Source organism: Vibrio sp. Vb2131 (assembly GCF_033338535.1).
In the GTDB taxonomy this organism is placed as follows: Bacteria; Pseudomonadota; Gammaproteobacteria; order Enterobacterales; family Vibrionaceae; genus Vibrio; species Vibrio alginolyticus.
The window spans coordinates 358,950-384,492 of sequence record NZ_JAWOSW010000003.1 but is presented as its reverse complement, the minus strand read 5'-3'; the positions used below and the strand labels follow the sequence as shown (position 1 = coordinate 384,492).

Annotated in this window: 29 protein-coding genes; 16 read left to right on the top strand and 13 right to left on the bottom strand. The window is 45.1% G+C overall.

Features of this window, described 5'->3' with window-relative positions; genetic code table 11:
• From R7E38_RS05825 to R7E38_RS05810, 4 genes are all read right to left on the bottom strand, one after another.
• A partial coding sequence (locus R7E38_RS05825; protein ID WP_225474167.1) for a hypothetical protein occupies nt 1–272 on the bottom strand: 272 nt, incomplete at its 3' end.
• Entirely contained in the window at nt 265–1,404 is a 1,140-nt protein-coding gene (locus R7E38_RS05820; protein ID WP_042521439.1) for a flagellin, read from the bottom strand. The genes R7E38_RS05820 and R7E38_RS05825, both read right to left, overlap by 8 nt.
• A gap of 143 nt (nt 1,405–1,547) precedes the next feature.
• Nucleotides 1,548–2,450, bottom strand: a complete 903-nt coding sequence (locus R7E38_RS05815; protein WP_167415380.1) for a Dyp-type peroxidase — start codon at nt 2,448–2,450, stop codon at nt 1,548–1,550.
• A gap of 46 nt (nt 2,451–2,496) precedes the next feature.
• Nucleotides 2,497–2,982 (bottom strand): DUF2919 domain-containing protein, encoded by a 486-nt coding sequence (locus tag R7E38_RS05810; protein WP_226083543.1) that lies wholly within the window; start codon nt 2,980–2,982, stop codon nt 2,497–2,499.
• Nucleotides 2,983–3,126: 144 nt separating this feature from the next.
• On the opposite strand from R7E38_RS05810, the gene R7E38_RS05805 reads away from it, so the two are divergent.
• Both R7E38_RS05805 and R7E38_RS05800 read left to right on the top strand, forming a co-directional pair.
• Nucleotides 3,127–3,480: a DUF2956 domain-containing protein gene (locus R7E38_RS05805; protein WP_167415381.1), complete on the top strand. Its 354-nt coding sequence runs from the start codon at nt 3,127–3,129 to the stop codon at nt 3,478–3,480.
• Between the two features lie 3 nt (nt 3,481–3,483).
• Nucleotides 3,484–3,816, top strand: coding sequence for a DUF4156 domain-containing protein (locus R7E38_RS05800; protein WP_025768262.1), 333 nt, complete (start codon nt 3,484–3,486; stop codon nt 3,814–3,816).
• 34 nt (nt 3,817–3,850) lie between these two features.
• Here R7E38_RS05800 and R7E38_RS05795 read toward each other — a convergent pair whose 3' ends face one another.
• Nucleotides 3,851–4,138 (bottom strand): winged helix-turn-helix domain-containing protein, encoded by a 288-nt coding sequence (locus R7E38_RS05795; protein WP_005380433.1) that lies wholly within the window; start codon nt 4,136–4,138, stop codon nt 3,851–3,853.
• Nucleotides 4,139–4,429: 291 nt separating this feature from the next.
• On the opposite strand from R7E38_RS05795, the gene R7E38_RS05790 reads away from it, so the two are divergent.
• Genes R7E38_RS05790 through R7E38_RS05775 form a run of 4 tightly spaced genes read left to right on the top strand, consistent with a single transcriptional unit; the run spans nt 4,430 to nt 6,848 of the window.
• Nucleotides 4,430–4,780, top strand: coding sequence for an ArsC family reductase (locus R7E38_RS05790; RefSeq protein ID WP_005380431.1), 351 nt, complete (start codon nt 4,430–4,432; stop codon nt 4,778–4,780).
• Nucleotides 4,781–4,798: 18 nt separating this feature from the next.
• Nucleotides 4,799–5,935: a succinyl-diaminopimelate desuccinylase gene (gene dapE, locus R7E38_RS05785; protein ID WP_005380429.1), complete on the top strand. Its 1,137-nt coding sequence runs from the start codon at nt 4,799–4,801 to the stop codon at nt 5,933–5,935.
• Nucleotides 5,936–5,949: 14 nt separating this feature from the next.
• Entirely contained in the window at nt 5,950–6,648 is a 699-nt protein-coding gene (locus R7E38_RS05780; protein ID WP_167415382.1) for a M15 family metallopeptidase, read from the top strand.
• Complete coding sequence (locus R7E38_RS05775) at nt 6,645–6,848, top strand: DUF2897 family protein (protein WP_005380425.1); 204 nt, start codon at nt 6,645–6,647, stop codon at nt 6,846–6,848. The genes R7E38_RS05780 and R7E38_RS05775 overlap by 4 nt, the downstream gene beginning before the upstream one ends.
• A gap of 106 nt (nt 6,849–6,954) precedes the next feature.
• Here R7E38_RS05775 and bamC read toward each other — a convergent pair whose 3' ends face one another.
• Both bamC and dapA read right to left on the bottom strand, forming a co-directional pair.
• On the bottom strand, nt 6,955–7,974 hold the full coding sequence (gene bamC, locus R7E38_RS05770) for an outer membrane protein assembly factor BamC (protein ID WP_005380424.1): 1,020 nt from the start codon (nt 7,972–7,974) through the stop codon (nt 6,955–6,957).
• 66 nt (nt 7,975–8,040) lie between these two features.
• Entirely contained in the window at nt 8,041–8,919 is an 879-nt protein-coding gene (gene dapA, locus R7E38_RS05765) for a 4-hydroxy-tetrahydrodipicolinate synthase (protein WP_005380422.1), read from the bottom strand.
• A gap of 475 nt (nt 8,920–9,394) precedes the next feature.
• Here dapA and R7E38_RS05760 point away from each other — a divergent pair, with 475 nt between their 5' ends.
• Together R7E38_RS05760 and bcp are read left to right on the top strand one after the other, a co-directional pair.
• The gene (locus R7E38_RS05760) at nt 9,395–9,937 is read left to right on the top strand and encodes a glycine cleavage system protein R (protein WP_005380420.1); all 543 of its coding nucleotides are present in this window, start codon (nt 9,395–9,397) and stop codon (nt 9,935–9,937) included.
• A gap of 16 nt (nt 9,938–9,953) precedes the next feature.
• On the top strand, nt 9,954–10,424 hold the full coding sequence (gene bcp, locus R7E38_RS05755) for a thioredoxin-dependent thiol peroxidase (protein ID WP_005380418.1): 471 nt from the start codon (nt 9,954–9,956) through the stop codon (nt 10,422–10,424).
• Between the two features lie 77 nt (nt 10,425–10,501).
• Here bcp and R7E38_RS05750 read toward each other — a convergent pair whose 3' ends face one another.
• Nucleotides 10,502–11,575 carry an AI-2E family transporter gene (locus R7E38_RS05750; RefSeq protein WP_005380416.1) on the bottom strand — a complete coding sequence of 358 codons (1,074 nt, stop codon included), beginning with the start codon at nt 11,573–11,575 and terminating at the stop codon, nt 10,502–10,504.
• Nucleotide 11,576: 1 nt separating this feature from the next.
• Nucleotides 11,577–11,813 (bottom strand): sulfurtransferase TusA family protein, encoded by a 237-nt coding sequence (locus R7E38_RS05745; protein ID WP_005380414.1) that lies wholly within the window; start codon nt 11,811–11,813, stop codon nt 11,577–11,579.
• Nucleotides 11,814–12,070: 257 nt separating this feature from the next.
• Here R7E38_RS05745 and R7E38_RS05740 point away from each other — a divergent pair, with 257 nt between their 5' ends.
• Genes R7E38_RS05740 through R7E38_RS05725 form a run of 4 tightly spaced genes read left to right on the top strand, consistent with a single transcriptional unit; the run spans nt 12,071 to nt 14,922 of the window.
• On the top strand, nt 12,071–13,522 hold the full coding sequence (locus R7E38_RS05740; protein ID WP_005394337.1) for a tetratricopeptide repeat protein: 1,452 nt from the start codon (nt 12,071–12,073) through the stop codon (nt 13,520–13,522).
• 16 nt (nt 13,523–13,538) lie between these two features.
• Nucleotides 13,539–13,889, top strand: a complete 351-nt coding sequence (gene arsC, locus R7E38_RS05735; protein ID WP_005380410.1) for an arsenate reductase (glutaredoxin) — start codon at nt 13,539–13,541, stop codon at nt 13,887–13,889.
• On the top strand, nt 13,890–14,459 hold the full coding sequence (gene wrbA / locus R7E38_RS05730; protein ID WP_005380409.1) for an NAD(P)H:quinone oxidoreductase: 570 nt from the start codon (nt 13,890–13,892) through the stop codon (nt 14,457–14,459). It begins immediately after the preceding gene.
• Nucleotides 14,460–14,481: 22 nt separating this feature from the next.
• The gene (locus R7E38_RS05725; RefSeq protein ID WP_005380407.1) at nt 14,482–14,922 is read left to right on the top strand and encodes a DUF2069 domain-containing protein; all 441 of its coding nucleotides are present in this window, start codon (nt 14,482–14,484) and stop codon (nt 14,920–14,922) included.
• 140 nt (nt 14,923–15,062) lie between these two features.
• Here the strand turns inward: R7E38_RS05725 and R7E38_RS05720 are convergent, their stop codons facing one another.
• Entirely contained in the window at nt 15,063–16,271 is a 1,209-nt protein-coding gene (locus R7E38_RS05720) for a DUF2066 domain-containing protein (protein ID WP_054577598.1), read from the bottom strand.
• Between the two features lie 365 nt (nt 16,272–16,636).
• On the opposite strand from R7E38_RS05720, the gene R7E38_RS05715 reads away from it, so the two are divergent.
• Entirely contained in the window at nt 16,637–17,890 is a 1,254-nt protein-coding gene (locus R7E38_RS05715) for a uracil-xanthine permease family protein (RefSeq protein WP_226083450.1), read from the top strand.
• Nucleotides 17,891–18,006: 116 nt separating this feature from the next.
• Here R7E38_RS05715 and upp read toward each other — a convergent pair whose 3' ends face one another.
• A complete protein-coding gene (gene upp / locus R7E38_RS05710; RefSeq protein WP_005380401.1) occupies nt 18,007–18,633 on the bottom strand; it encodes a uracil phosphoribosyltransferase in 627 nt (208 codons plus the stop codon).
• Nucleotides 18,634–18,812: 179 nt separating this feature from the next.
• Between upp and purM the strand changes: the two genes are divergently transcribed.
• Both purM and purN read left to right on the top strand, forming a co-directional pair.
• Entirely contained in the window at nt 18,813–19,853 is a 1,041-nt protein-coding gene (purM, locus tag R7E38_RS05705; protein ID WP_226083451.1) for a phosphoribosylformylglycinamidine cyclo-ligase, read from the top strand.
• 151 nt (nt 19,854–20,004) lie between these two features.
• Complete coding sequence (purN, locus tag R7E38_RS05700; protein ID WP_226083453.1) at nt 20,005–20,661, top strand: phosphoribosylglycinamide formyltransferase; 657 nt, start codon at nt 20,005–20,007, stop codon at nt 20,659–20,661.
• A gap of 389 nt (nt 20,662–21,050) precedes the next feature.
• On the opposite strand, the gene R7E38_RS05695 is transcribed toward purN, so the two are convergent.
• Nucleotides 21,051–21,896, bottom strand: a complete 846-nt coding sequence (locus tag R7E38_RS05695) for a class II glutamine amidotransferase (RefSeq protein ID WP_005380394.1) — start codon at nt 21,894–21,896, stop codon at nt 21,051–21,053.
• A gap of 50 nt (nt 21,897–21,946) precedes the next feature.
• On the bottom strand, nt 21,947–22,522 hold the full coding sequence (lpcA, locus tag R7E38_RS05690) for a D-sedoheptulose 7-phosphate isomerase (RefSeq protein ID WP_005380392.1): 576 nt from the start codon (nt 22,520–22,522) through the stop codon (nt 21,947–21,949).
• A gap of 376 nt (nt 22,523–22,898) precedes the next feature.
• Between lpcA and fadE the strand changes: the two genes are divergently transcribed.
• Nucleotides 22,899–25,343 (top strand): acyl-CoA dehydrogenase FadE, encoded by a 2,445-nt coding sequence (gene fadE / locus R7E38_RS05685; protein WP_238970038.1) that lies wholly within the window; start codon nt 22,899–22,901, stop codon nt 25,341–25,343.
• Nucleotides 25,344–25,543: the final 200 nt, after the last annotated feature.

Genomic DNA, 25,543 nt, shown 5'->3' with positions numbered 1-25,543 from the left:
TGGTGATTTCTCCAATTGATTTTCCGGTGTAGCGGTTTCCGACGTCTCGGAAAACCAAGTAGTTCTCTCAAAGTTACTTTTATTAACGGCGCATGCCCTGTTTTCTTTAGAGAAAATTTTAGATTTTTTTGAAAATAATTCGTTTGGAGGGGTAATCGTGACAAAGCGGATAAAAAAGCAAAAAAACTTTCATTTTTCGCTAAAGCTTCTTTTCGAATTGTCGATACAGGCAGGTTTTGCGTTAAATTCGGGCAAGGCCGTTCATCAGCCAAGCAAGGTCAATGCTAGGTTTGGCGCTTGTTTTGCTTGTGCCAGAATAGAAGTACTGACCTGTTGTAAAATCTGTTGCTTCACCATTTGCGTAGTTTCTTTGGCATAGTCAGTGTCTTGGATACGACTGTTGGAAGCGGCTAAGTTTTCGTGGATATTATCTAGATTATTGATCGCGTGATTAAAGCGGTTTTGATACGCGCCTAACTCCGCACGACTGCCATCTACCGTTTTCAAAGCATCATCTAAAATACCGACCGCCATCTGAGCGCCACCGACCGTGCTAATATCAATACTATCTACCGTTCTATTTACGGTGACATACTTGCCAAGTTCTAACTCATCAGCCAGGCCACCACTGAAGGTTGGTCCAGGGTATTTTATGGCGTCCTTGTGGGACATGAGTAACTGCAGTTGCCCCTCTTCATTAACAGACGCTTTCACTTTATCGGTTTGCCCATTAATGTAAGTCGCGAGTTCTTCTATATCATCGCCAGCTTTAGCTTCAATACGGATCTCCTGCTCTTCAAAATTGTTATCACGGTAGCTGATAACAATTTCATTATTTCCGTTTTGAACCGTCCAATCTGAACTGACTCTTTGATATGAGCTCATTGAAAAGCTACCTAAAGATTCCGGCTGCATGGTCCGCAGGCCAATTTGTACCGCTTCACCAGCCGTTGCACCGATTTGAAAAGACGATGTACCGAATGTGCCATTCAGCAATTTACGTCCGCCAAAGGAGGTCGTTTCTGCAATACGACTTAACTCATCATTTAAAGCAGAGACTTCTTCTTGCAGTGCATTGCGCTCCGCTTTGCTGTTTGAACCATTGGCTGACTGTAGCGACAAATCACGCATACGTTGCATGATATTGGTCACCTCATTCATCGCGCCTTCCGCAGTTTGCATGATGGAAATGCCGTCATTCGCGTTACGTACCGCGACATCCAAACCACGCATTTGTGATTGCAAGCGGTTGGAGATTTGCAGACCCGCAGCGTCATCCTTTGCGCTATTAATACGCTTCCCTGAAGACAAACGCTCCATGGATTGGTTCAGCATATCCGTTGCACTGGTCAAATGACGCTGTGCGACAAGTGCTGCTACATTGGTATTAACGGTGATCGCCACGAATAAAGAGTCCTAAAATTAAGGCTTTGAGTACTTATCGACCAAGTAACAGAAAAGTTTAGTGTTTTTTGAAAAGAGATTGGAATAGAAATAGAAAACAAAAGCCCTCCAATTGGAGGGCTTAAGAAATAAAGTCTGAGAACTTACTTGATGGCTAGCTCTGCGAGCATTTCTTGTGAAGGAGCGAAGAAGTACGCACCAGTTACCGCTTTTGTGAAACGAAGCATTTGGTCTGTTTTACCATCGGTCACGCCGTACATACTTTCTAGCATCACTTTAATGTTATGAAGTGTATTGCAGTAAGAAATAAACAGCAGGCCATGAGGCCCTGTTACCGTCCCGTATGGCAAGCTATGACGGACAATCTTGAGACCTTTTCCTTCTTCTTTAATATCAACGCGACCAACGTGTGATGCAGCAGGAACGTCTTCTAGCTCTATAGAGTCTGGTTTGGTACGACCAATCACTTTTTCTTGCGCTTTGACATTCAAGCGATTCCAAGCGGCAAGGTTATGTTCAAAGCGCTGAGCCATGACATAACTGCCTCCAGCAAATGGGCCCTCTTTTACTAGAGCCACATCAGCGCGAGCCTCCCCTTTCGGGTTTTCTGTCCCATCAATAAAGTCTGTCATATCACGAGCATCAAGGTAACGGTACCCATATGTTTCGTCCACAATGGTGACATCTTGTGCCGTCTCTTCTAGGAACTTACGCAACACGTAAAAATGCAAGTCGTGACGAGTCGAGTGACAGTGAATCAGTACATCTACGTCTGTTGCTGGAGCAACGATGTCACCTTCGCCAAGTTGAGTAAAATCAATAAGCTCTTCTGGCGCTTCTACATTAAGGTGTTCCCAAAACGATTTTGTGAATGCGATAGAAAGCGTCAGCGCTGCACCCGGCTGGGTAATGTTTAACTCTTCCACCAACTTTGGCAGTGCTTTCAGTTTTTCTAATACGTTTTCACGGTTTTGGTTCACTTTGAGTTGAGTGTACAGTGCAAATGGCCCGGCTTCTGGCACGATCGCCGTTTGAGCTTGTGACATTGAGGTTTCCTCTATTACTTTGCCCCAGAGTGGGAAGTTATTGTTTTTAATTCTTTGAATGCTGCTGTTCATCGTGCGCCAATTGTGGCACATGAAAACAGTCTTTTACCCATCTTCCATTTAGAAGATAGATCATAAACCAAGCTAATAAGGTAATGGTAAGGGCGTTTGCCCAATTAAACACTCCATGTTCTAGGTACACATGATACATGGTCTGAGCAAGTTGAATACCGCACAAGATCAAAGTGATCTCGCGACCATAGCGAGTAATTCTGTTTACCCATCCTCTGTCGGGATGACGAAGCCCCATTAACCACATAAGAAGCAAACTTGGAATGCCCATCGCCAAACCTAAATACAACGTACTTGAATCTGGGTAAACAATAGCGAGTAGCTTACTGCCACTATCACGACTTACACCAGCCATGGCAAACACCACCCATGAACGCACAAGAAACATCCATCCCACCCATAAAATGATCGGCGCCTTTAAAAGTCCATGGGCGTCATATTGGTCAAACGAATAGCGCACAACATCTTCTTCTTTATGTGATAAAAACGTCACTTTAACCTATCGTTTCAGAGTTGCAAGCCAACAAAGATGAGAACTGAAGTTCATTTCAGCACCTTACACAGGTAAACTAAACAAAGATTTACAGCGACGTTGATGAGAAACATGAAAAAAAGAACTCCTGCCACCCCTGTGCCTTCTCAAGAAACTCAAGCCGAAGCGATGAGAATTGCCAAATCCACGCAGAAACCGGGGCAAACCAAAGAGCAAACCAAGCTCATCGCTCAAGGTATCGAAAAAGGCATCGCGCAATATAAGAAACAACAAAAAGAGCGCAACCGCCAAGCCGATAAAGCGAAGAAAAAACAGCAACGTGAAAAACAACGTCAGCATGAAGAGATTATCGAACAAGACAATATCACCGACGATGCGCCAAACCATTCATCAAGCAAACTGCCTTGGACACTACTTGTCCTGAGCTGGATTGGCTTTGCTGCTTACATAATATTGGGGAAATAGCTAATGAAACGCCTGTTACTTGGACTTTTTGTCGTGCTTCTAACGGGTTGCACGATGCCTTCTCACCTTACTCATGCTCAAAGTCAAGATGTTCATATTCGCATTGACGCGCAATTCAACCCTGAGCGATGCGAATACAAAGGCGAAGTCACCGGAAGTGAAGGCCATTGGTATAACTACATTTTCATGACCAATGACGCGATGATGCAAGGCGCGATGAACGATTTAAAAAACAATGCAGCGGCTATCGATGCGGACACCGTTTTTATGGTCTCCCCACAAGATTTTATCACTTCATTTAGCGTGCTGGGTTCCGCTTACCGCTGCAATGGATGAGGCCTGAATATGAAAAAAGCCAGCAATTGCTGGCTTATGCACGAAATCCAAGACTGCTAGCGATATCTCTCTCCCGCTCTAGAACCCATTGGCTATCAAAAGGCCCCCAATCTGAAAGTTGATAATAGCCGTCATTATGACGTCGGCCATCTTGAACGAATATGAGTTCAATGCCGATCCCAGGTAACGCCTTGAGTACATCTTGAATAGTACGACGAGGCCACCCCGTTTTTTCGATCAACTTTGGCACATTCGGCCTTTCTAGGTTTTCCACCAACAAGGCCAAATATAGCCGCCTTGCAAAAACAGGACTCAATTCCATTGACACCTCCTAAAATTGTGCTGATTCATTATTTCGTTTTTGCTCAGCGAGGTGTTGCGTTTGATCAATAACTCGACTTTTCCATTTAATTTAGACGAATTTTTATTCGATTTATAGCGCATTCATCGTAAATAAGTTATGTGACATTAGTTATCTCAATCTATCTGAAAATATTTTCCACCGCATTTTGTCAGTTTGATTGCTTCTTGATAGGATGCTTTAACAGCCCAAATCACTTAAGTGCGTCTTAACCGCGCCAGTGAAAAATAGAACAAAGAAAAAGGAAACACTATGTCGATTACCATGTTTGGTATTCCCAACTGCGATACGATCAAAAAAGCCAAGAAATGGTTAGAAGCCGAGGATATTGCTTACGACTTCCATGACTACCGTAAGCAAGGCATTGATGCAGAAATGGTAAGTGAATTTTGTCGCGCTTTAGGTTGGGAACAGGTGCTCAATAAACGTGGCACAACCTACCGCCAATTAGCGCAAGAGCAGAAAGACACACTTAACGAGGAAAACGCCATCGCTCTTTTGGTAGAAAACCCTGCGATGATTAAACGCCCAATTTTAAAAGTGAATGATCAACTTCATATCGGTTTTAAAGCTGATCAATACGCTAGCATTTTCAACTCTTAAATAAAGGAATACTCAAGGATGACAGACAGTCCAGTATTGGCACTTGCTAAAGATCTGATCAGTAGACAGTCCGTAACGCCGGAAGACGCAGGTTGTCAGGATTTGATGATCGAGCGCTTAAAAGCACTCGGGTTTGAAATTGAAGTGATGGTATTTGAAGACACCACGAACTTCTGGGCTCGACGTGGTTCAGAAGCGCCGCTATTTGCGTTTGCTGGCCACACCGATGTGGTACCAGCTGGCAAATTGGAACACTGGAATACACATCCGTTTGAACCGACCATTATTGATGGTTACTTGCATGGCCGCGGCGCAGCTGACATGAAAGGGTCGCTAGCTGCTATGGTCGTTGCTGTCGAACGCTTCATTGAAGAAAACCCAGACCACAAAGGCTCAATTGGCTTCTTAATTACGTCGGATGAAGAAGGGCCATTTATCAACGGTACAGTTCGCGTTGTAGAAACGTTGATGGAACGTGGTGAGAACATCGATATGTGTATTGTTGGTGAACCATCCAGCACCGACGTGGTTGGCGATGTAGTGAAAAATGGACGCCGTGGATCCATCACTGGTGATTTAACGGTAAAAGGAACACAAGGTCACGTGGCCTACCCTCACCTAGCCAGCAATCCAGTGCACGAGTCTCTACTCGCGATTCATGAACTCGCGACGACAGAATGGGACAAAGGGAATGATTACTTCCCACCGACTAGTTTCCAGATCCCGAATGTATCGGCTGGCACTGGTGCGTCTAACGTTATTCCTGGCGAGTTCCATGTTCAGTTCAACCTACGTTTTAGTACTGAGCTTAACAATGACGCAATTGTTCAGCGTGTTACCGAAACATTGGACAAGCATGAGCTGGACTACGACCTAAAATGGACATTCAACGGAGACCCATTCCTGACCGATACGGGCGCACTGCTAGACGCGGTTGTAGCTGCTGTGGCCGAAGTCAATGATACGAAGCCAGCGCTACTTACAACTGGCGGTACGTCTGATGGTCGTTTTATTGCTCGAATGGGAGGTCAAGTCGTAGAGTTAGGCCCTGTTAACGCTACGATTCATAAAGTGAACGAGTGTGTGAAAGTCGACGATCTTGAAAAGTTGACGGACATGTACGAAAACACGTTGAAACACCTATTGGCGAAGTAATCAGCGAGAACACAATGACACCAGAGCAACTCACCGGAATCACTGATTCTCATCTTCAATCCACACTAGTGGGGCAAAAAGCGTTTCTACTCCACCCTGAAGTGGCTGACGATCTGCTAAAGATGATTGAAGCGGCAACAGAAGCAGGTTTCAAAATGGAAATCGCCAGTGGTTTTCGTGACTTTAATCGCCAAAAAGCCATCTGGAACGGGAAGTTTTCTGGTGAGTTGCCAATTCTCGACATCAACTCCCGCCCTTTGAATAAAGCAGAGTTAAATGACGAAGAGAAATTGATGGCCATTTTGCGCTGGTCGGCATTGCCCGGAGGAAGTCGTCATCATTGGGGGTGTGATTTTGATGTCTATGCGCGCAATTTATTGCCTGCTGACACCAAACTCAAGTTGGAACCTTGGGAGTATCTTGAAGGCCACCAGCAGGCGTTCTACCAATGGTTAAAAGCCAACCTTGGTCGGTTCGGTTTCTTCTTTCCTTATCAGCACGATTTAGGTGGCGTTTCGATTGAGCCTTGGCACATTAGTCACCGCGCTGTCGGGCAGCAATGTCTCAAGCAGTTGACGCTTGATGTACTCAGCAGCCAGTTGATTAAACAAAATCAGACCAACAACATTGCAGGGATTGACGTCATACTGAATAATTTGGATAACGTCGTTGCCAAATTTATTCACAATATCACGCCGCCGGAGGCTCTATGATAGAAATACTAACCAATCCTTGGGTCATTATTATTGTAGTGTTGAGCGTGGTCATTGGTAATATTGCCGCACTCAAATACACCGCAAAAATGAAGTTTGGTCAGATGGATAAAAGCCGTAAGAACGATTTAGATAAGCTGAACACATTGGATAAACAGCGCTACGCTGAAGAAGATAAAAACAAAAACGAGCCTCGTTAGTTACTCACCAGCTTCATCTCGACACATTTAATCTAAACATCAAAAAAGGGACCACTAGGTCCCTTTTCTATCATTAAGTAAACACGCCGCGTTAAGCTCACTTTGTTTACTGCTTCACTGTTGCAGCCAATACAGGCGCTAGTGATTTCAAAAACTCTTCTTCTACTGGCTTGCCAGAGGAGTCGGTGATATTGATAGACGTACGGTTGCCTAAATCACCAAGTAAGAATGTGTACTTACCAGCGGCTAACTCCACTGGTTTAACGCCGATATCGTTCCAGAATTCATCATCCGGAGACGCATATTTCGCAGTGATTGTGCCCTGAGACTGGCTACGCTCTTCAATCTTAAAGCCCATCTTAGGTAGAATATTAGGCAGACGCTGCCAAAGCATGTTGTATTGCGCACGCGCGATAATCACAGGAAGTCCGCTGCGGTCTTTACCCATTGTGATTGGGATCTGTTTAACCAACTCTTGCGCTTTACGCTGTGCTTCTTCACGCACTTCTTGATCGTAGCGAGCGGTGACCAAGTTCGTCATGAACACATTGTAGCGCTCACGGTTGGTCGCCGTTACTTCTTTCACTTGATTGCCTTCACGCCAGTCAATAAGGCTAACCTTAAAGCCGTGTCGACCATTTGCTTCAGCGCGTACGATTTCATATCGGCTGCCAATTTCTAGCTCTTCATCTGGCGAATCCCAAGTCACCCATCCTGTCTCGATGCGAGAGTCTGTTTGGCTTTCAACTGGAATCTCGTTAGCCGCGACCATGTTTTGCACCGTTTGCCAAACTTTATCTAGTTCATCTTTACGAAGTAGCCAAAGTGTCACTTCACCATCACTACTGCGGTCTAGACGTGCACCGGGAATAAGCTCTAGGACTTGTTGAGGTGGACGAATGTCGACATCTTTACCGACACCACCAGCGTAGTTACCCTGAGGGATCTCGTAGTTAGGGTAAAACTGAGGCTGTGCACCCTGTGGGACATTCCACTCACCCAAATTGGGGGAGTTCAAATACTCGAAGTCATCTTTTGCTTGACGACGTTGATTGGCACCACCTGAACAGGCAGTCAATACGAATACAGCTAATGAACTTAACACTAACTGGCTTGAAAGCTTCATCTATACTCCTAAAACACCGAGGGCGCTTTGGCCCCCAGTATGAACTTCAATCCTAGTAACTCAATCTTAATAAATATGGGCGTCTGTTAGCGCCTGCTCGACGATCGGCTGCGATTTTTCAGAAAGCGTAGTTAAAGGAAGACGCAAACCACCTTCTTCAATCAAACCAAGCTTTTGCGCTGCCCATTTTACTGGGATAGGGCTTGCTTCGATGAAAAGGTTTTTGTGTAGAGTCATCAAGCGTTGGTTAATCGCTTCTGCTTCTTCGTACTTACCTTCACTTGCCAAATGGAACATGTCTGCCATGTCTTTAGCTGCAATATTGTTCGTTACCGAGATAACACCATTGCCGCCAAGTTTCACAAAATCCAGCCCTGTCGCATCATCGCCACTTAGTAAGATAAAATCTTCGCCACAAAGTTCACGATGAATTGCAATTCGTTCCAAATCGCCCGTTGCATCTTTTAGAGCCACGATATTATCAAGCTTTGACAAGCGTGCCACTGTTTCTGGCTGCATATCAACAGCAGTACGGCCTGGTACGTTGTACAAAATTAGAGGCACATCACTCGCTTCGGCAATTGCCTTGTAATGTAAAAACAAACCCTCTTGAGTTGGTTTGTTGTAATACGGTGTCACACTCAGGAAGCCAGCAATACCAGAATCAGCCAGTAATTTGCTAAATGTTACTGCCTCATGGGTTGCATTTGCACCCGTGCCAGCAATCACAGGGATGCGACCGTCGGCAAACTCAACAGTTTTATTAACGACCTTTACATGCTCTTCAATGGTCAGTGTCGCTGACTCACCTGTTGTGCCTACTGCCACAATACCGTCTGTACCCGCTTCAACGTGGTACTCTACTAGCTTTTGCAGACCGTCAAAGTCTACTTCGCCATCTGCTTTGAATGGCGTAATCAGCGCTACGATACTTCCTGAAAACATGTTTATCTCCCTCATTTAACTCTTTCTGCATGGTACTGTAATGCGATTGAAAAACACAAGAGTGTAAACTCGCTTACAAAGTACAAATGAATGAATAATTACCAGTTGTTAGAGGTCTAGCAACTTAATTGCTCTATTTGGTTTGATTAACGGCAATATTGATAATCGTGTTGGGCTTTCGAGTGACTTTAGAATCTATCAGTGATTTGGAAAATACTGAAGAGCACAAGCAAGGAAAATATACTCTTTGGTCTTGTTAGCCAAGTCAGATCTAAGTGAATAAAACGGCCAGACAATAGGCAAGCACATCATGCAAACGTTTTGTTTATCCTGTAGCCTGCATTTACTGTTTATTTCCCACCGCTCCCCTCAACATCCTCCTGCTTTTTATAGACTAAAAAAGAACTGGCTCGATATTTCTTCGCAATATCTGTGCTAACATCTCTCTATTGAAGAAAGGACAAGAAGCTCATTTATGAAGCAACATCTGGTACTTACAGCAGTTGGAACGGACCGTCCAGGCATTTGTAACCAAGTCGTACAGCTCGTTACTCAAGCTGGTTGTAACATAGTCGATAGCCGTATCGCTATCTTTGGCAGCGAATTTACGCTGATCATGCTCCTGACTGGGAACGCCAGCAGCGTGACTCGAGTTGAAACGCAATTGCCCCTGCTTGGCCAAGAACATGACCTTATTACGATCATGAAACGCACAGCGGCGCACGAACTGCTCGATAACAGCTACACCATGGAAGTGTTTATTGAGTCTGAAGACCGCCCTGGGTTAACTGAAAAATTTACTAAGTTCTTCGCTGATCAGCAGATTGGTTTAGACTCTCTTAGCGCGCAAACCATCAGCAAGTCGAAAATTCAACTCGATTCTGACCAGTTTCATATTGCGATTACTGCATCTGTAAGCGCGGATTTTAATTTGATGCAGTTACAAGAAGACTTCGATGAACTTTGTAAGTCGCTCAACGTACAAGGTTCTCTGAATTTCATTAAAAACACACTATAAAGTAAAGGAAATCAAAATGAATACGCTGACAGCAGGCTCGCCAGCGCCAGCCTTCTCTTTGCTCGACCAAGACGGAAATACCGTTTCTCTTGAAGACTTTAAAGGCAAGAAAGTACTTTTCTACTTTTACCCTAAGGCGATGACGCCGGGTTGTACTACACAAGCAAAAGGCCTTCGTGACATAAAAGCTGAACTCGATGCACATAACGTGGTGGTACTCGGCGTAAGCATCGACCCTGTAAAGCGCCTAGGCAAGTTCATCGAGCGCGATGATTTAAACTTCACTCTGCTTTCAGATGAAGATCATGCCGTTGCAGACCAGTTCGGCGTTTGGGGCGAAAAGAAATTCATGGGCAAAGTATACGACGGTCTTCACCGCATTAGCTTTCTGATCAATGAAGAAGGCGTGATCGAACATGTGTTCAACAAGTTCAAAACCAAAGATCACCACGAAGTCGTATTAAACTACTTAAACGAAAACGCTTAAACGCTATTGTTTTTCTACAAACAAAAAGCCCAGCAAACTGCTGGGCTTTCTTTTAACCATCGTACCTTTGGTAACAACTACTCTTGTTCGACAGGTTCGTTTTCTTCCGTGCTTGGTAATGCATGCCATACGGCTTTGACTAATGTCGCTAAAGGAATGGCGAAGAACACCCCCCAAAAACCCCACAGCCCACCAAAGACTAATACAGCCACAATGATAGCAACTGGGTGTAAGTTTACTGCCTCGGAAAACAGAACAGGAACCAACACATTACCATCCAGCGCCTGGATAATACCGTAAGCAAGCAACAACCAATAAAACGGAGGCGTTAAACCCCATTGGAACAAACCAACGATAGCAACAGGTACAGTAACAGCCGCCGCACCGATATAAGGAATCAAAACCGACAGACCAACGGCTACGGCAAGCAACGCCGAGTAACGAAGATCTAAAAGGGCAAAAGTCACGTAGCTCACACCGCCCACGATTAAAATCTCTAACACTTTACCGCGAATGTAATTTGATATCTGCTCGTTCATTTCATGCCAAACTTTATTCGCCAATTTACGGTTTTTCGGCAGAATACCGCTTGCGATTCGCAGCATTTCTTCTTTGTCTTTAAGCAAAAAGAAGATAAGGAGTGGCACTAAGATCAAATATACCGCTAGCGTTGCAATGCTAACTAATGAAGCAAGCGACCCTTTGACGACACTTTCACCCAGCCCCAGTGCTTGGTTTTTGGCGTTCGTCACCACGGTTTCTACTATTTCTAAATTGGCTAGTTCAGGATGGCGCTCTGGCAATGTGACAATAAACTTTTGTAGCCCGTTGTACATGTTCGGAATATCGTTAATTAGATTACCGACCTGAGTCCAAATCGTCGGAACCAAGCCAAACAACGCAATTAACATCAACCCGACAAAGACCAAGATAACGATAATAACCGACAAGGTGCGCGGCACGCCTATACGACACATTTTGACAACTGGCCATTCAAGTAGATAAGCCAAAACGATCGCGACAAGTAATGGCGCAATCAAGTGTCCAAAGAAGTAAATGGTGATAAAGCCAAACAGCAAGATCGCGACGAGACTTACTGCGTGAGGGTCAGAGAAACGTCGTTTATACCAACGACTAACCATTTCAAACATCTTATGCGGATTCCTTATTGAAGACAGTCAATGTGTAGTGCTCTGATGTAGATTGGCAATCAACTGAGTACCCTTGGGCACTAAGATAGTTCACAATGTCTCGTTTAGAGCTGTTGTCCACCACTTGAATGACAAGTTGATGATACTGCTTTGCTTCTCCTTGAAAGACCTCAGCAGCATGACGCTTTGCAAGTAACAGTGCCATAGGACAACGTTGCTCACGCAAATCAAGTAACATGGATTCCATTGTATTGCTCTGCACTTATGATAGGGTTGTATTGTAACGGCTTTTTGAGCTGGTGCTAGCACTTCTGACATGATTTAACCACATGCTGAAATAGCTCGGATATAAAATAATTTACGAAACCAATTCATTTATTTCCGGTCTTACTGTTAGCTTATATCCTCACGGATAACCAAAACGTATGTGGCGCTGTTAATAGGCTCTCGACCTGTAACCACATGCTTATGTATTTTGGAGAACCTTGTAAACGTATGTTAAAACGCACTCGCTCGCTAGTTTGCTTATGTCTTGCTGCTGCCATCAGTTCGCCGACAACTTATGCCAATAGCATTGACTTGCCAGACATTGGCACAGCTGCTGGTGGCACGCTTTCAATAGACCAAGAGTTGATTTATGGCGACGCCTATATGCGTATGCTCAGAGCCAGTAAACCTATCGTTAATGACCCTGTCATCAATGAATATATTGACTCTCTTGGGCACAAATTAGTGGCCAATGCGAATGATGTAAAAACGCCGTTCCACTTCTTTATGATTCGCGACCGTAATATCAACGCGTTCGCGTTTTTTGGTGGCTATGTAGCGCTGCATTCTGGGTTGTTTCTTCATGCTCGTTCAGAAAGTGAGCTGGCCTCTGTTGTCGCTCACGAGATAGCGCACGTCACACAACGTCATCTTGCTCGGAGTATGGAAGAACAAGCACGCCGCTCTCCGGCCACATTAGCCGCACTTGCGGGGGCACTACTGCTTTCAATTGCCTCACCCGAAGCGGGGATGGCTGCAATTACAGCAGCAACCGCGGGCAACATGCAAAGTCAAATCAACTACACTCGTGCAAACGAAAAAGAAGCGGATCGCTTTGGTATTTCGACACTAGCAAAAGCCGGTTTTGATGTTCAAGCAATGCCAAGGTTTTTTGGCCGTCTTGCTGATGAGTATCGTTATGCGAGTAAACCGCCACCAATGCTCCTGACTCACCCTCTGCCTGAAGATCGAATTACCGATAGCCGTGCGCGAGCAAGAACCTATCCTCCAATGCGTGTTGTGCCTTCAATAGACTATCATCTAGCTCGCGCACGCATTGTGGCTCGTTACGCTGGCATTGATGGACAAGCCGCCCTGAGCTGGTTTGAGAGAACCCAAAAGAAAGCCTCTGCGGACATTACACCTGCTTTTGATTATGGTCGAGCACTCGTGCATTTAGACAATAAACGCTTATCTCAAGCGGAACCAATTTTGAAAAAGTTACTGGAACAAGACCCAAGTAACCCGTTTTACTTGGACGCTATGACGGATTTATACATCGAGAAGAAGCAGCCAGAAAAAGCAACCGAGATGCTCCGCAAAGCGTTATCTCGTAACCCTCAAAATAAAGTATTGACCATTAACTACGCCAATGCGCTACTTGAGGACAATAAAAACGATCAAGCCACGCGAGTTCTTCAAAGATACACTCATGACTATCCTGAAGATACAAATGGCTGGCACCTAATATCGAAGAGCTACCACGCGCTGGGGCGTAGCGATGAAGAGTTGGCTGCTCGAGCAGAAATTTTGGCATTGCGAGCAAATTGGAATAAAGCGATTCAATATTATAGTGAAGCAAGTAAAATGGCCAAGTTGGGCAGCTTAGAGCAAGCACGATACGATGCCCGTATCGACCAACTCATGATCCAAAGAGATCGATTCATGGCATTACAATAACGAAATGGAGAAAACCATGTCAGTCGTGATTTATCACAACCCTCGTTGCTCAAAGAGCCGTCAAACACTTGAACTGCTTGAGCAAAATGGTGTTACACCGGAAGTCGTCAAATACCTAGACACACCACTTAACGTGGATGAACTAAAAGCGCTGTACGCCCAGCTTGGCTTTTCATCTGTACGTGAAATGATGCGCACTAAAGAAAGTGAATATAAAGAGCTTGGCTTAGGCGAAGACTCCGTCAGCGATGAGCAATTATTCGAAGCAATGGCGAAAAATCCAAAGTTGTTTGAGCGTCCGGTTGTTGTTGCTAACGGCAAAGCAAAAATTGGTCGCCCACCAGAGCAAGTGTTGGATATTTTATAAATGGATTGCCAGATCCTTATTTTGTATTTCAGCCGTCATGGCTCGACAAAACAACTGGCAAGACAAATAGCAAGAGGAGTCGAATCGACTCCTCAATGCCAAGCAATTTTGCGTACAGTTGAAGAATTGTCACCTCACTCACACTCCCCTTCTGATCCAATTGTTACTCTAGAGGAACTAAAAACGTGCGACGGTCTAGCGTTTGGCAGTCCCGTCTGGTTTGGCAACATGGCTGCGCCTTTAAAGCACTTCTGGGATCAGACTACATCTTTATGGGTCAGTGGTGACTTAATCGATAAGCCTGCTTGTGTCTTTACCTCTTCGTCCTCGATGCATGGTGGTCAAGAAACAACGTTACAAAGCATGATGACCCCTTTATTGCATCACGGGATGATGGTTTTGGGCATTCCTTATTCCGAGCCAGAGTTACACACTACGCAGTCCGGAGGCACTCCGTATGGCGCCAGCAGTGTAGGCCATGAGGCAACCCTAAGCAGTGAAGAGATTCGCCTGGCACAACAATTAGGCAAAAGGCTGGCAACTGCAGCGTTAAAACTAAAAGTCTGTTAGTAAAATCAAGGATAGTTAATCGATGTCTGACTCTTTAGACCAAACACCACTCGGTACACAGGCTAAAACCTATCGTTACCTGGCTTTATTTGGCAACTTAGCCTTATTAGCCTGGGTCGCTATTTGGCAGCTTGCGTTATCCCCTCACCCTCACCTCAGCAGCACAACACTTGCTATTGCTTGGTGTATTCCGCTACTACTTCCGTTGCCTGGTATTTTAGCTGGTAAGCCTTACACTCATGCTTGGGCTAACTTTGTTCTTATGCTGTATTTCTTGCATGCGCTGACCATCCTCTATGTGGATGGGGGTGAACGCTGGCTTGCGGCAGTGGAACTGATACTGACTTCACTCGGTTTCGCTGGCAATATTTTGTTTGCTAGAGCGAGAGGCAAAGAGCTAGGCCTTAAGTTGAAACGCCTCTCTCAAGTAGAAAAAGAAGAAAAAGCGAAATTCAATAAATAACGCCAATCGCAGTCAATCACTGATCATTGGTTCGAATACGAATTTAGAAAACAAAAAGAGTCGCTATTGCGACTCTTTTTTATGCTTACCACATTGGTGTTTGATCCTTGCGTTTCACGCCTGGAACGCTACCAAGGAGATTACGATGCCGAGCGCCACTCGTAGATCAAGTCATACTGTTCTCGGACAGGCTCCACAATCATCGGCTGAGTTGGTTGTGTTTCGTCACTTGCTTCTGCCACAACATTTACTGGTACTTCAGGCTGCGCTTCTTTTGGCGTCGCGGCGTCTTTTGCTTCATTACTCTGAACCAATGGCTCTTCTTCTTGAGTTGAAGCTGGGGCATCAACTTCACCTAAAGGATCTTCAAAAACCATTAATTGAGAAATAGAAGAAGCTTCTTTCTCAAAAGCTTGTTGTGATGCCAAAAGGTGGATGTTGAGCGTTAACTCGTCCCCTTGAACACGCTTAATCTCTGTACCCGCAACCGAATTAAGTTGTTTTAGCGCATTCTCTAAACGGAAGAAGTCCGTGGCAGAGGTTACATTAAGGACTTTCACTGCTAGCGCTTTTGAAGACTTTCCTGAAACCACAACTGCACTCTTACTTGCATAGTAGTCTGCGATGCCATCCACCATTTCTGCAATAGCATTAGCACCTGATGCAGACTCGCTACGCGGAGAACGTTGCGCTTCTACAATTCTCGTTGGCGACTGGTCGTAGAGTGTCCAACGAATTTGTTCACCTTGAGCCCGTACAACCAAAACGGCGTCAGCTGGGTAGCGCTGGCTGGCTTGACCAATTGGCTCAATAAAGCCGCCCCAAAGATCAGAGACATTAACACCGGTTACATCATCAAAATCCCCAACCGGGATAGTGATTGGTAGGCCTCTTAATTTCGCTGCGCTACGAAGTGCTGCAACATTTGAAGATTCAGAATGTTCCCACGCAATGTTACGATCGTAACCCTGTTCTTCAACCATCCAAACTAAAATATTGGCACGATTTGGCGACCAAGATGGCAATTGTGCTTGTGTTAAAAGAGAGCTGATTTGGTCGTTGTTAAACAACATTTTTAAGCTCGCTTTTCCATCAACCTGCCCATAGCTTAGTTGAGAAATGTAACGCGCACTTGAGCTAAGTGCCTTTTTAATCACTGGATTGCTTAAAGAGGATTGAGAACCGGTCGCTCGAACAATCACATCCTGCATACCTTGTTGACGAGCCAAAGACTCACCGTCGTTCTGCTCACTGTCGATAACCACTTCGGCACGATAGATATCCACCTGAGTTAATGCATATACTGGTAGGGACAACCAACCTATCAGTAAGAGAGCTAAATAGCGCATAGTTTTTATAATCCTCTGAACAAGAACCCGAATAATAAGCAACTATCAAACCTTGAGCAAGGTAAGTACTGAGTAAATTGTCTGTATTATGACCAGCTTTGTTAACTCGGGCCTCAACCAGCGCTTCAGTGCTATTTTTTATAATAAACTCATTGCTTATTAAGCTATCTCAACAAGTTAGGGTGTCTATTTTTCATCTTCACGCAAGACACGTAAAAGAGGACAATTTGCAAGCAAGCAACTCTCAAAAGTGCTATTTATGAGAAAAATTCAATCGAAAGTTTGATCTATGCAACATTGCAAACGATTGCAGGATGATAGTATTCGCCGGATTTGTCTGCGTATCTTGAAAATAGGGAATTATTATGAAAAACGCGTTACAAGGCGCTCAAATGCTCTTTGTCGCTTTTGGTGCTTTGGTGCTTGTGCCGCTCCTAACTGGCCTTGATCCAAACGTAGCCCTCTTTGGTGCCGGTGTCGGTACTCTCCTCTTCCAGTTAATGACTAAACGTTCTGTTCCCATCTTCCTTGCCTCTTCTTTTGCGTTTATTGCTCCTATTATGTTCGGTATCCAAACTTGGGGTATCGGTGCAACGATGGGCGGCTTGATGGCAGCGGGCTTAGTTTATGTGGCTCTAGGGGCTATGATCAAAGTGCGTGGTGTTGGATTTATCCATAAAATTCTCCCGCCCGTTGTCGTTGGCCCTGTGATCATGGTTATCGGCCTTGGCCTTGCCCCAACAGCAGTGAACATGGCGGTAGGTAAAACTGGTGATGGAGCTGCACAGCTAGTTAATGGTGATGCTGCGATCATTATCTCGGCGGTCTCACTGCTCACAACCATTGTACTCAGCGTTTTTGCAAAAGGCTTTTTGAAGCTCGTTCCTATTGTTGGTGGTATTCTTGCTGGTTACTCTGTTTCTCTATTCTACGGGGTGGTTGATTTCACTCCCGTAGAGCAAGCGGCTTGGCTAGCCATGCCAAACTTCACCGCGCCAGAGTTCAATATCAACGCAATTTTGTTCATGATTCCTGTCGCTATCGCACCTGCGGTTGAGCACGTAGGTGACATGCTTGCTATCTCAAACGTTACAGGTAGAAACTACCTGAAAAAACCAGGCCTTCACCGCACAATCGCAGGTGACGGGGTGGCAACTATCGCAGCTTCGATGGTGGGTGCTCCACCAAACACCACTTACAGTGAAGTAACAGGAGCGGTAATGCTAACCAAAGCATTTAACCCTGTGATCATGACTTGGGCAGCAATCACCGCAATCGTACTTGCATTGGTAGGTAAGCTAGGTGCGGTTCTTCAAACGATTCCAGTTCCTGTCATGGGCGGCATCATGATTCTGCTGTTCGGCTCCATCGCAACGGTAGGCCTCAACACACTGATCAAGAATAACGTTGATTTACATAAGTCTCGTAACCTAGTGATTGTTGCCGTAACACTTGTGTTTGGCATTGGTGGTATGGCTTTCGGTATTGGTGAGTTCAGTCTACAGGGTGTGAGCCTATGCGGTATCGTGGCAATTATTCTTAACCTTGTGCTACCAAACGATTTAGGTGAAAACCACGTTGTGGATAACGCACAAATGGAAGAAGAAAGCGCGAAATAGTTCGTTTGCGCCGCTTTATTAGGTGGCGTGCCTTACTCTTCTCCTCTTGTAGATACAAAAAAGGCTTGGTTTTCACCAAGCCTTTTTCTGTTCAGTCATAGTAATACATCAAAGAATTACTTAGTACCGAAGATCTTATCACCTGCATCGCCTAGACCCGGAACGATGTAGCCTTTGTCATTAAGCTTCTCATCGATTGCCGCAGTGTATAGCTCAACATCTGGGTGTGCTTTTTCTAGCGCTTCAATACCTTCTGGTGCAGCAACAAGTACCAGCACTTTGATTTGGTTACAACCTTTCTCTTTTAGGAGATCGATCGTAGCAATCATAGAACCACCTGTTGCAAGCATTGGGTCAACAACAAGCGCAATACGCTCCTCGATGTTTGAAGCAAGCTTGTTGAAGTAAGGAACTGGCTCAAGCGTTTCTTCATCACGGTAAATACCCACAACACTGATACGTGCGCTTGGCATGTGCTCAAGAACTCCATCCATCATGCCTAGACCTGCACGTAGGATTGGCACTACGGTTACTTTTTTACCTTTAATCTGGTCTACTTCTACCGGACCGTTCCAACCATCAATGGTCACTTTTTCTGTTTCAAAGTCTGACGTTGCTTCGTAAGTAAGTAGGCTACCGACCTCAGTCGCTAACTCACGAAAACGTTTTGTGCTGATGTCACCTTCTCTCATTAGACCAATTTTATGTTTTACTAGAGGGTGCTTTACTTCAACAACTTTCATGTCCATCTCCGGCTATAGTTGGCAATATTTAAACAAACCTTCAGATTATACATGATTTTCACAGGGATATCAGGATAAATCACTAAAGAAAAAAACAGACGCAAACGTTTGCTATCTATGTTTAAGCACTGTTAGAATAGCGCCGTTTTCATATCCAACTTAATACCGAGGACTTCCCTGTGAGTGGTAACAACTCTTCTCTTAGCTATAAAGACGCTGGTGTAGATATTGATGCAGGCAACGCGCTTGTGGATCGTATTAAGGGTGCGGTAAAACGTACTCGTCGCCCTGAAGTTATGGGTGGTATCGGTGGTTTTGGCGCGCTATGCGAATTGCCAACTAAATACAAACAACCTGTACTGGTTTCTGGTACTGATGGCGTTGGCACAAAACTTCGCCTAGCACTGGATATGAACAAGCACGACACGATTGGCATCGACCTAGTGGCAATGTGTGTAAATGATCTTATCGTGCAAGGCGCAGAGCCACTGTTTTTCCTAGATTACTACGCAACAGGCAAACTAGACGTTGATACCGCAGCGGATGTTGTTTCAGGTATCGCAGAAGGGTGTGTTCAAGCAGGTTGTGCCCTAATTGGTGGCGAAACTGCGGAGATGCCTGGCATGTATGAAGGCGAAGACTACGACGTAGCTGGTTTCTGTGTTGGCGTAGTAGAAAAAGAAGACGTGATTGACGGCACGAAAGTCGCTGCTGGTGATGCACTTATCGCTGTTGGCTCAAGCGGCCCACACTCAAACGGTTACTCCCTTATCCGTAAGATCCTAGAAGTATCTGGTGCAGATAAGAGCGAAGAGCTAGCAGGCCGCACTATTGGTGAGCACCTACTAGAACCAACAAAAATTTACATCAAGTCAGCACTTAAGATGATTGAGAAACACGACATCCATGCGATTTCTCATATCACTGGTGGTGGTTTCTGGGAAAACATCCCACGCGTACTGCCTGAAAGCACGAAAGCAGTTATCGATGGTAACAGTTGGGAATGGCCAGTTATCTTCAAGTGGCTACAAGAGAAAGGCAACGTCGACACACACGAAATGTACCGCACATTCAACTGTGGTGTAGGTCTAATCGTCGCACTACCGAAAGACCAGGCAGACGCAGCAGTTGCTCTTCTTAAAGAAGAAGGCGAAAACGCGTGGGTGATTGGTCAAATCGCACAAGCAGACGCGAACGAAGAGCAAGTTGAAATCCAATAATTTGCAAATCGAGCTCAAAAGATAAGAAGAATGAGGACACTAGATGACTAGGTCCTCATTTTGCTATCTAGAACACTAAAAACCATTCTATTAGTAGGTAGTTTAGAAGCTACATAACTCCAACCTACAATACCAAGGCGCTCTCGACATCATGAAAAACCATACCCTAAAAAACTTTGTGGTCCTCATCTCGGGTAACGGAAGTAACCTGCAAGCTATCTTGGAAGCTTGCGAAGACAGCATGCCAAACGCACGAGTGGCAGCCGTGTTCTCTAACAAAGCAGATGCTTTTGGTTTAGAACGTGCAAAAAAGTTTGATGTAGAGGGTCACTTTGTCGACCCTAAAGCATTCAGCTCGCGTGAAAGCTTTGATGCAGAGCTAATGAGTCAAATAGATGAATACCAACCAGACGTGATTATTCTTGCTGGTTACATGCGCATTCTGAGCAGCGCATTTGTTTCTCATTACATGGGTAAGATGATCAATATCCACCCTTCTCTTCTACCAAAATATCCTGGGCTACACACACACCAGAGAGCAATTGATGCTGGCGATAAAGAACATGGTACGAGTGTGCACTTTGTAACGGAAGAGCTTGATGGTGGCCCTGTCATACTGCAAGCAAAAGTTCCTGTGTTCGAAGACGATGATGCTAGTGTACTTGCGGCACGTGTTCAGGCGCAGGAGCACCGAATCTACCCTATGGTGGCTAAGTGGCTGGTAGACGAGCGGTTGATCATGAAGGATGGTAAAGCCTATTTAGATGGCGCAGAGCTTGGCGTACATGGGTACGCCTCAGATGAGTAGCCCTGAATAATAAACTCCAAGCACAAAAGAGCAGCCTGAGGGCTGCTCTTGGTTGTTTTAATACTTATAAACTTGATTCAAGAAAACCATGGTGAGACTAGAAACCTAAAACCCAACATTCTAAAAAATCCCATAACCACTTGAGTAACATAACACTCGGAAAGTAGATTCTGAATCTGGTTCGTTCTTCACCGTTCAGACTGACGAGGTGTTTTATGAGAAATTTCTATCAGTTACGTCTTTACAGCAAGCCTTAGCGAGACTAGGACTCTACTACCAGCACTCTAGAAAGTAAGAATGCTCATCCGTATCCGCCCTCGGTTTAAAACGCATAAAAATAAAGCTCGCGATTAAGCGAGCTTTATTTTTATATTCAGAGTAAGAGACCATCACTCTAACGGTTCGGTTGGCGCTTGATTGCCCGGCTTAGCCGCCGCAAACGGCACATTTACCAGTTCAGAGGCATTATTTTTGACTAGTTCACCTAGGTGAAACAAGCCGTATTCGCCAGGTTTCATACGCTGCCAAGCTTCGTTGCCCGTCAAAGGTTGAGTTGCGATCACAGAAACGATATCGTGTGGCGTTGTTTCTTCTTGGAAGTTAATTTCCACATCTTCATCAAGCAACGCGGCTTTTCCAAACGGTGCGCGTCTTGTGATCCAATACAAATGATTGGTGCAATACGTCATTACATACTCACCATCACTCAGAAGCATGTTAAATACACCCTTCTCTCTTAGCTCATCACAACATTTAGCAACATATAAGAATACCGACTCCATATCCTTTGGTGGCTCAGGATATCGATCTTCCATTTGCTTCAATAACCAGCAAAATGCCAGTTCACTATCTGTTTCACCGACAGGTCGATGTCGACCTGTATGCAAGTCTTGATAGCCAGAGAGCTGACCGTTATGCGCAAACGTCCAATACCTACCCCACAGCTCACGTGTAAAGGGATGAGTATTTTCTAAATTAACACCACCACGATTCGCCTGTCGGATATGACTAACGACCGCACGACTTTTGATGGGATAATTTTGTACCAACTCTGCAATTTTAGACTCACAACTTGGCTTGGGATCTTTGAAGGTTCGAAAGCCCTTCCCTTCGTAGAAGGTGATCCCCCATCCGTCACGGTGTGGGCCGGTTCGACCTCCACGCTGCATGAGCCCAGTAAAACTGAAACAAATATCCGTTGGAACATTAGCGCTCATACCGAGCAATTCACACATGGTTTAAAAAACTCCCTAACAACACAGCTCGAAACGGTGGCCGTAAACGATTATTCCATCTCTTTTTCGATCAACTGAATGATGATATGAATAATCTTAATATGAATTTCCTGAATGCGGTCTGCATAACCAAAGTGTGGCACGCGGATTTCAATATCTGCAAGGCCTGCCATTTTGCCGCCATCTTTACCTGTTAGCGCAATCGTCTTCATGCCTTTCGCTTGTGCTGCTTCTATCGCTTTCAGGATGTTACCTGAGTTACCTGAAGTCGACAGACCAAACAGTACGTCACCTTTTCGACCAACCGCTTCTACATAACGTGAAAACACGAAGTCATAACCAAAGTCATTACTCACACAAGAAAGGTGGCTTGGATCTGAAATAGCAATACCAGCATAGCCAGGACGATTTTCTCGGTAACGGCCTGTTAGCTCTTCGGCAAAGTGCATTGAATCACAGTGAGAACCACCGTTACCACATGACAATACTTTACCATCTTGCTTGAATGAGTCAGCAATCATTTTCGCCGCTGCTTCGATTTGCGCAATGTTATGGTCATCGCTTAAAAATTTGTTGAGCACTTCAGCAGCTTCGTTTAATTCACTTCTAATCAGATCATGGTACATAAGACGTTCTCTTTATTATTTCGGCTTCAGTCAGCTCTTGACTCACTGAGCAAATTGTTCTGATACCAATTTGGTATCGGACATTTCATAAACCTGAACTCGGGTTTGATTACTCTGAGTTTACCCACAAACGAGAATTAGTGTCGATAGTGAACCAACAGATTTAGATTAGTGATGGTAATAAACTTGTCAACTTGCTCATGAAACCATCACTCAAATCTCAACTTTAGAATTTTAACTCTACTTAGATCACTTTTTATCCAATCTTATGTTTTACATTTCCTTAATATTTTGATTACACTTAAACCAACTGGTTAGACCTCTTACCTAACATACAGACGTACAAAACTTATAAAGTCTGAAAAGGAAAATACATATGGACATCTTGCTCTCAATCATCACGATGGCGATCGTGCTAGGCATTACGCTCTACCACCGCATGTCTCTCGTGAAATCTATTAGCTTACTCACCGCAGCCATGCTGGCTCTTACAGTAGCTGGTACTGTCGGCGTTATTGGTTGGGCTATTTACGTTCTCGCCGCAGCTGTGCTCGCGGTTCCTGGCGTACGTCAGTCTTTAATTAGCCGCAAAGCGTTAGTGCTTTTCAAGAAAGTGCTGCCAGCTATGTCTCAAACCGAAAAAGAAGCGTTAGACGCAGGTACCGTCTGGTGGGAAGCCGAACTATTTAAAGGCAAACCAGAGTGGCAAAAGCTACACGCAATTCAAGCACCTAAGTTAAGTGCGGAAGAACAAGCCTTTTTAGACGGCCCTGTGAATGAAGTGTGCGCCATGGTGAGTGATTTCCAAGTGACCCATGAACTCGCGGACTTACCGCCAGAAGTTTGGCAATACCTGAAAGATCATAAGTTCTTCGCCATGATCATTAAGAAAAAGTACGGTGGTCTGGAATTCTCAGCATACGCGCAATCTTTGGTGCTACAAAAACTAACGGGTGTTTCTGGCGTTCTATCGTCTACCGTTGGTGTTCCTAACTCTTTGGGCCCAGGTGAGCTACTGCAACACTACGGTACTGAAGATCAAAAAAATCATTACTTACCGCGTCTAGCTGAAGGTAAGGAAATCCCTTGTTTCGCCCTAACAAGTCCAGAAGCGGGTTCTGACGCTGGATCTATTCCAGATTACGGTGTGGTCTGTAAAGGCGAATGGGAAGGAAAAGAAGTACTGGGTATGCGCCTGACTTGGAACAAGCGCTACATCACCCTAGCGCCAGTCGCAACGGTACTAGGCTTAGCATTTAAACTTCGCGATCCTGAAGGTTTGCTAGGCGACAAAGAAGATCTTGGCATCACTTGTGCGCTTATCCCAACTGATGTCAAAGGTGTTGAGATTGGTAACCGACACTTCCCGCTCAATGTACCATTCCAAAATGGTCCAACGCGCGGTAAAGACATCTTTGTTCCTATCGATTTCATTATCGGTGGTGAAAAAATGGCGGGCCAAGGTTGGCGTATGCTGGTTGAGTGTCTGTCGGTTGGACGTGGTATCACGCTACCTTCAAACTCAACAGGTGGCATCAAAACTGCGGCAATGGCAACCGGTGCTTACTCACGTATTCGCCGTCAGTTCAAACAGCCGATCGGCCATATGGAAGGAGTTGAAGAACCATTAGCACGCTTGGGTGGTAATGCTTACGTGATGGATGCAGCAAGCAACTTAACCGTTGCGGGTATCGACTTAGGTGAAAAACCTTCAGTTATCTCAGCTATCGTGAAGTATCACTGTACGCACCGCGGCCAGCAAAGCATCATCGATGCAATGGACATCGTAGGCGGTAAAGGTATCTGTATGGGACCTTCTAACTTCCTAGCTCGTGGTTACCAAGGTGCGCCAATCGCAGTAACGGTTGAGGGTGCTAACATTCTAACACGCTCAATGATCATCTTTGGCCAAGGCGCAATCCGTTGCCATCCGTACGTTCTTGAAGAAATGAACGCGGCGTATTCTGAAGCAAGTAATGCTGTCGAGAAATTTGATAAAGCGCTTGCTGGTCACGTGAGCTTTACAATGAGTAACCTAGTGCGCAGTATCTGGTTTGGTTTGAGCGACGGTCTGGGCTCTTCATCACCAACCAGGGATGCAACCAAGCGTTACTACCAACAATTGAACCGTTACAGTGCAAACCTTGCTCTGCTATCGGATATCTCAATGGCAGTGCTAGGTGGCTCTTTGAAGCGTAAAGAGCGTCTATCAGCGCGTCTTGGTGACATTCTAAGCCAGCTATATTTAAGCTCTGCGACGTTGAAACGTTTTGAGCAAGATAGCCGCCCAGTCGAAGATTTACCATTAGTACACTGGGGTCTACAAGACAGTTTGAAACAAGCGGAAGTGGCGGTAGACGAATTCTTAGCAAACTTCCCGAACAAAGTGATTGGTCGTGCACTGCGCGTGTTAATCATGCCATTCGGTCGTGTACGCAAAGCGCCAAGCGATAAACTAGACAGTAAAGTGGCGCGCATTCTACAAACGCCAAGTGCAACGCGCTCACGCATTGGTCGCGGTCAATACCTTGAACCAACCGAGCACAACGCAGCAGGTAAGATTGAGCTTGCGCTGTCAGTCATTCTTCAAGCTGAACCTGTGTTTGACAAAGTATGTAAAGCGCAAGGTAAGCGTCGCCCATTCTTACGTTTGGATATGATTGCTCAGGAAGGGCTAGAGCAAGGCTTTATCACGCAAGAAGAAGCCGATCTACTCAGAGAAGCGGAACAGCATCGTCTAGATACAATCAACGTTGACGATTTTGAGCCGGAACTGCTTGCCGCAAAGCCGCTATACCCTCAGATGGATAGTGTCGCGTAACTCTAGAATCTGAGACCACAAACGGGAGTATCAGCTCCCGTTTTTTATTGCTTCCAGAATCGGATTCATAACACCTCACACTACAAAGCCCCCCTGCGCAATAAAATCCTCGCACTCCAATCTTTCCCCCGATTTCCAGTGATAACTAACTCACAGACGTTCCAACTAAGCGGTGTATACTTTAAGTAACTCACTCACAT

Bases quoted from the DNA above. Each gene is read 5' to 3' on its own strand.
- R7E38_RS05815 (WP_167415380.1), bottom strand. From the start codon at position 2,450: ATGTCACAAGCTCAAACGGCGATCGTGCCAGAAGCCGGGCCATTTGCA.
- R7E38_RS05805 (WP_167415381.1), top strand. From the start codon at position 3,127: ATGAAAAAAAGAACTCCTGCCACCCCTGTGCCTTCTCAAGAAACTCAA.
- R7E38_RS05800 (WP_025768262.1), top strand. From the start codon at position 3,484: ATGAAACGCCTGTTACTTGGACTTTTTGTCGTGCTTCTAACGGGTTGC.
- R7E38_RS05795 (WP_005380433.1), bottom strand. From the start codon at position 4,138: ATGGAATTGAGTCCTGTTTTTGCAAGGCGGCTATATTTGGCCTTGTTG.
- R7E38_RS05790 (WP_005380431.1), top strand. From the start codon at position 4,430: ATGTCGATTACCATGTTTGGTATTCCCAACTGCGATACGATCAAAAAA.
- dapE (WP_005380429.1), top strand. From the start codon at position 4,799: ATGACAGACAGTCCAGTATTGGCACTTGCTAAAGATCTGATCAGTAGA.
- R7E38_RS05780 (WP_167415382.1), top strand. From the start codon at position 5,950: ATGACACCAGAGCAACTCACCGGAATCACTGATTCTCATCTTCAATCC.
- R7E38_RS05775 (WP_005380425.1), top strand. From the start codon at position 6,645: ATGATAGAAATACTAACCAATCCTTGGGTCATTATTATTGTAGTGTTG.
- bamC (WP_005380424.1), bottom strand. From the start codon at position 7,974: ATGAAGCTTTCAAGCCAGTTAGTGTTAAGTTCATTAGCTGTATTCGTA.
- dapA (WP_005380422.1), bottom strand. From the start codon at position 8,919: ATGTTTTCAGGAAGTATCGTAGCGCTGATTACGCCATTCAAAGCAGAT.
- R7E38_RS05760 (WP_005380420.1), top strand. From the start codon at position 9,395: ATGAAGCAACATCTGGTACTTACAGCAGTTGGAACGGACCGTCCAGGC.
- bcp (WP_005380418.1), top strand. From the start codon at position 9,954: ATGAATACGCTGACAGCAGGCTCGCCAGCGCCAGCCTTCTCTTTGCTC.
- R7E38_RS05750 (WP_005380416.1), bottom strand. From the start codon at position 11,575: ATGTTTGAAATGGTTAGTCGTTGGTATAAACGACGTTTCTCTGACCCT.
- R7E38_RS05745 (WP_005380414.1), bottom strand. From the start codon at position 11,813: ATGTTACTTGATTTGCGTGAGCAACGTTGTCCTATGGCACTGTTACTT.
- R7E38_RS05740 (WP_005394337.1), top strand. From the start codon at position 12,071: ATGTTAAAACGCACTCGCTCGCTAGTTTGCTTATGTCTTGCTGCTGCC.
- arsC (WP_005380410.1), top strand. From the start codon at position 13,539: ATGTCAGTCGTGATTTATCACAACCCTCGTTGCTCAAAGAGCCGTCAA.
- wrbA (WP_005380409.1), top strand. From the start codon at position 13,890: ATGGATTGCCAGATCCTTATTTTGTATTTCAGCCGTCATGGCTCGACA.
- R7E38_RS05725 (WP_005380407.1), top strand. From the start codon at position 14,482: ATGTCTGACTCTTTAGACCAAACACCACTCGGTACACAGGCTAAAACC.
- R7E38_RS05720 (WP_054577598.1), bottom strand. From the start codon at position 16,271: ATGCGCTATTTAGCTCTCTTACTGATAGGTTGGTTGTCCCTACCAGTA.
- R7E38_RS05715 (WP_226083450.1), top strand. From the start codon at position 16,637: ATGAAAAACGCGTTACAAGGCGCTCAAATGCTCTTTGTCGCTTTTGGT.
- upp (WP_005380401.1), bottom strand. From the start codon at position 18,633: ATGAAAGTTGTTGAAGTAAAGCACCCTCTAGTAAAACATAAAATTGGT.
- purN (WP_226083453.1), top strand. From the start codon at position 20,005: ATGAAAAACCATACCCTAAAAAACTTTGTGGTCCTCATCTCGGGTAAC.
- R7E38_RS05695 (WP_005380394.1), bottom strand. From the start codon at position 21,896: ATGTGTGAATTGCTCGGTATGAGCGCTAATGTTCCAACGGATATTTGT.
- lpcA (WP_005380392.1), bottom strand. From the start codon at position 22,522: ATGTACCATGATCTGATTAGAAGTGAATTAAACGAAGCTGCTGAAGTG.
- fadE (WP_238970038.1), top strand. From the start codon at position 22,899: ATGGACATCTTGCTCTCAATCATCACGATGGCGATCGTGCTAGGCATT.